This window comes from Pseudoalteromonas sp. NSLLW218, assembly GCF_015864775.1.
Lineage (GTDB): Bacteria > Pseudomonadota > Gammaproteobacteria > Enterobacterales > Alteromonadaceae > Pseudoalteromonas.
Map to the genome: position 1 here is coordinate 1 of NZ_JADYWO010000025.1, position 3,864 is coordinate 3,864.

At 39.5% G+C, this 3,864-nt stretch carries 4 protein-coding genes and 1 pseudogene; 1 reads left to right on the forward strand and 4 read right to left on the reverse strand.

Annotated elements, in window-relative coordinates; all coding sequences use genetic code 11:
• Positions 1-326: 326 nt before the first annotated feature.
• The 3 genes from I6E80_RS20230 to rph are packed head-to-tail and all read right to left on the reverse strand — an operon-like array spanning position 327 to position 2,139.
• Entirely contained in the window at positions 327-707 is a 381-nt protein-coding gene (locus I6E80_RS20230; RefSeq protein WP_024598706.1) for a diacylglycerol kinase, read from the reverse strand.
• Positions 708-762: 55 nt separating this feature from the next.
• Positions 763-1,407 carry an orotate phosphoribosyltransferase gene (pyrE, locus tag I6E80_RS20235; RefSeq protein WP_197186317.1) on the reverse strand — a complete coding sequence of 215 codons (645 nt, stop codon included), beginning with the start codon at positions 1,405-1,407 and terminating at the stop codon, positions 763-765.
• A gap of 18 nt (positions 1,408-1,425) precedes the next feature.
• Positions 1,426-2,139 carry a ribonuclease PH gene (rph, locus tag I6E80_RS20240; RefSeq protein WP_002958890.1) on the reverse strand — a complete coding sequence of 238 codons (714 nt, stop codon included), beginning with the start codon at positions 2,137-2,139 and terminating at the stop codon, positions 1,426-1,428.
• A gap of 179 nt (positions 2,140-2,318) precedes the next feature.
• On the opposite strand from rph, the gene I6E80_RS20245 reads away from it, so the two are divergent.
• Positions 2,319-3,179 (forward strand): YicC/YloC family endoribonuclease, encoded by an 861-nt coding sequence (locus I6E80_RS20245; RefSeq protein ID WP_166115063.1) that lies wholly within the window; start codon positions 2,319-2,321, stop codon positions 3,177-3,179.
• 609 nt (positions 3,180-3,788) lie between these two features.
• Here I6E80_RS20245 and I6E80_RS20250 read toward each other — a convergent pair.
• A pseudogene (locus tag I6E80_RS20250) lies at positions 3,789-3,864 on the reverse strand (elongation factor Tu); the annotation flags it as partial.

The window sequence follows — 3,864 nt, forward strand, 5'->3', positions numbered from 1 at the left end:
TCGCTTTAGCGTCTCAAGGGATGCGAATAATACACCCTTTATTTTTCGAGTCAACACTTTGTTTTAAACTTTCTTTTGGAAGATTTAAAACCGAAGTTTTATTTAACTCTCTGAGGTAGTTCGTGCCTCGCTATGCGTTGGCGTTTCCCGTCTCAGTGGGGTCGCATTATAGGGAGATCCGAAAACAGATCAACCCTTTTTTGAAGAAAACTTGAAATAAAGTACTGTTCGCTGAGTATTTGAGCTAAACACGTTAAAAACACAACATAGCTAGCAAGTTATTAACAACTAAAGGCGCTTTAACTATTCTAATATCAAATATTGTATCAAACGATCTTCATGTAAAGGCTTACACCCCAAATGATCAACACGATCGCTAATGAAAGTGTTACGGCTGCAGATCCCATATCTTTGGCTCTACCTGACAATACATGCAATTCTGTACTTACTCGATCTGTTAATGCTTCAATTGCAGAGTTTAGCAATTCAACTATTAGAATAATAAGCAGTGAGCTAATTAATATTGCCCAGTGCAGTAATGATGAAGCAAGCCAAAATGAAATAGGAAATAATATAAGGCTTAATAGTAGCTCTTGTCTAAATGCGGCTTCCTCCTTAAATGCTGCTTTAAAGCCTAGGTAGGAACAATAAGTCGCTTTGAAAACGCGTTTGAGGCCTAAGCCATTTGGTTTAAGTATATCTTTCATTAAAAACTCTATGAATGAAGGTCAAAATAAAGCCCCGCAGTGCGAGGCTTTTTATTTATGCTACACCGTATTGATCACGATAAGCTTTAACTGAGGCTAAATGTTCATCCATCGTCCCTTGAGCTTCAAGGTAGCTAATAAGATCAGCTAATTTTACAATAGAAATTACTTTGGTATTAAAGTCGCGCTCAACTTCTTGAATAGCTGATAACTCGGCTTTACCTTTTTCTTGGCGATCTAATGCTATTAAAACGCCACTAAGGTCTGCACCATTTTGTGCAATAATTTCCATGGACTCACGAATAGCGGTACCTGCGGTAATTACATCATCAACTAGCATTATTTTGCCATTGAGTTCTGAGCCTACTAACGTACCACCTTCACCGTGTGCTTTTTTCTCTTTACGGTTAAAACAGTACGGTACATCTTTATCATGGTGATCTGCTAATGCAACTGCCGTTGTTGTCGCTATTGGGATACCCTTATACGCGGGACCGAATAGTACATCGTACTCTATCGCTGAATCTTCCAATGCTGCAGCATAGAAGCGACCTAAACGCGCTAAATCACGACCAGTGTTAAATAAGCCAGCATTAAAAAAGTACGGACTTGTTCGCCCTGACTTTAAAGTAAACTCACCAAACTTTAATACCTGCTTCTCTAGAGCAAATTCTATAAACTCTTTTTGATAATCTTTCATATCTAGTGGCCTACCTATTTATGCTAATGCTTGCTTTTGTACATCAATGATTTCACGTATAGAGTGTTTGGCTAAAGTAAGTAATTCATCCAGCTCATCAAACGAGAAAGGTTCACCTTCGGCTGTACCTTGAATTTCAATAATTTTACCTGTCTCAGTTAAAATTACGTTCATATCAGTCTCAGCAGCTGAATCTTCTATATACTCTAAATCGCTAATTGCTTGACCTTTGTATATGCCTACTGAAATAGCCGCAATCATATGCTTAAGTGGGTTTGAGTTAATCATGCCTTTAGCACGCATGTGCGTTAGTGCATCAACAAGTGCAACACATGCGCCACTTATAGAAGCAGTTCGCGTACCGCCATCAGCTTGAATAACATCACAGTCGATAGTAATCGTATTTTCGCCAAGCGCTTTTAAATCAACAGCAGCACGAAGTGCACGTGCAATTAAGCGTTGAATCTCCATAGTACGACCGCCCTGCTTACCACGTGCAGCTTCACGCGCATTACGCGTATGCGTTGCGCGCGGTAGCATACCGTATTCAGCATTGATCCAACCTTTACCTTGGCCTTTCATGAAACGAGGAACGCCCGATTCAACAGTCGCTGTACAAAGTACTTTGGTGTTACCAAACTCAACAAGTACTGAGCCTTCAGCATGCAAAGTATAATTACGTGTAAATGTAACAGGTCTAATTTGGTTAGGTGTTCTTTCGCTTGGACGCATTGACGATCCCCTTAATTCAGAATTTGCGACATTATAAGTGTATGTGGGTATAGATACCATGCTGATTTAAATAAATAGCTGTATGCAAAATATTCAGTGTATTAAATTTTCCCTAGAGCTTAAGCAGTGTTACGGTATAATCATCGTAATATTGTATTTATTAATTTAGGAAAATATCCATGATCCACAGTATGACAGCTTATGCGCGTCGCGAAATAAAAGGCGATTGGGGAACTGGCACTTGGGAAGTTCGTTCAGTGAACCAGCGTTACCTTGAAACATTTATTCGCGCACCAGAGCAATTTCGTGGCATGGAGCCAGTTATTCGTGAGCGTTTACGCAAACACTTACAACGCGGTAAAGTTGAGGTCTTTTTAAAGTTTGTAGCAAATCCAGCCCATGTTGGTGAGCTATCAATTAACCAAGCCCTTGCTGAGCAATTGATAAATAGCGCTAAATGGGTTCAACAACAAAGTAATGGCGATATTAATCCTGTTGATATATTGCGTTGGCCTGGTGTTATGGAAGCTGAAGAACTTGATATGGATAGCGTTAATACCGCACTAATTGTTGGTCTTGATCAAGTAATCGAAGATTTTAAATCAGCCCGTGGCGATGAAGGTGCAAACCTTGAAGAAATGATAGCAATCCGCCTTGATGCGATTTTAGAGCAAGTAGAAATTGTAGAAACGCATATGCCCGAGATTGCTAAGTGGCAACGTGAAAAGCTGGCTCAAAAGCTAGAAGACTTAACAGCAAACATTGACGAATCACGCCTTGAACAAGAACTTATTTATCTTGCTCAAAAACAAGATGTAGCCGAAGAATTAGATCGTTTAAAGTCTCACGTTAAAGAAACTAAAAAAATCCTTAAAAAAGGTGGCGCATGTGGCCGTCGCCTAGATTTTATGATGCAAGAATTTAATCGTGAAGCTAACACGCTAGCATCTAAGTCTATCAATAGTGACATCACTACTGCTGCTGTAGAGCTAAAAGTGTTGATTGAACAAATGAGAGAACAAATTCAAAATATTGAATAGTTATCACCCAATTATGGCATATTCATAACTTATAGAGACCCGGGCTTGGCTCGGGTTTTTTATTAATGCCAACAATGACATTTTGAATATTTTTACCAAGTATCTTCGCCTAATGTGAGATCCTCACCTTCAAATCACTCTATATTTTAGGCATTAAAAAACCCGAGACTAAGCTCGGGCTTTTTGGTAACAATTAGCTAGGCTAATAATTACGCTTTGAACATTACTACAACGCACCTACGCCAAAAGTAAGGGCGTCACCTTCATATGACACTTTATTTTAGACATTAAAAAACCCGAGACTAAGCTCGGGCTTTTTGGAAACAATTAGCTAGGCTAATAATTACACTTTGAACGTTACTACAACGCACCTACGCCTAAAGTAAAAGCGCCACCTTCATATGACACTTTATTTTAGACATTAAAAAGCCCGAGACTAAGCTCGGGCTTTTTGGTAACAATTAGCTAGGCTAATAATTACGCTTTGAACGTTACTACAACGCACCTACGCCTAAAGTAAGAGCGCCACCTTCATATGATTTTCCTATGGGCATTAAAAAGCCCGAGACTAAGCTCGGGCTTTTTGGTAACAATTAGCTAGGCTAATAATTACGCTACGATAGTTGCTACAACACCAGCACCTACAGTACGGCCACCTTCACGGATAGCAAAACGAAGACCTTCA

Coding starts and splice junctions, on each gene's coding strand:
- I6E80_RS20230 (WP_024598706.1), bottom strand. CDS start 707: ATGAAAGATATACTTAAACCAAATGGCTTAGGCCTCAAACGCGTTTTC.
- pyrE (WP_197186317.1), bottom strand. CDS start 1,407: ATGAAAGATTATCAAAAAGAGTTTATAGAATTTGCTCTAGAGAAGCAG.
- rph (WP_002958890.1), bottom strand. CDS start 2,139: ATGCGTCCAAGCGAAAGAACACCTAACCAAATTAGACCTGTTACATTT.
- I6E80_RS20245 (WP_166115063.1), top strand. CDS start 2,319: ATGATCCACAGTATGACAGCTTATGCGCGTCGCGAAATAAAAGGCGAT.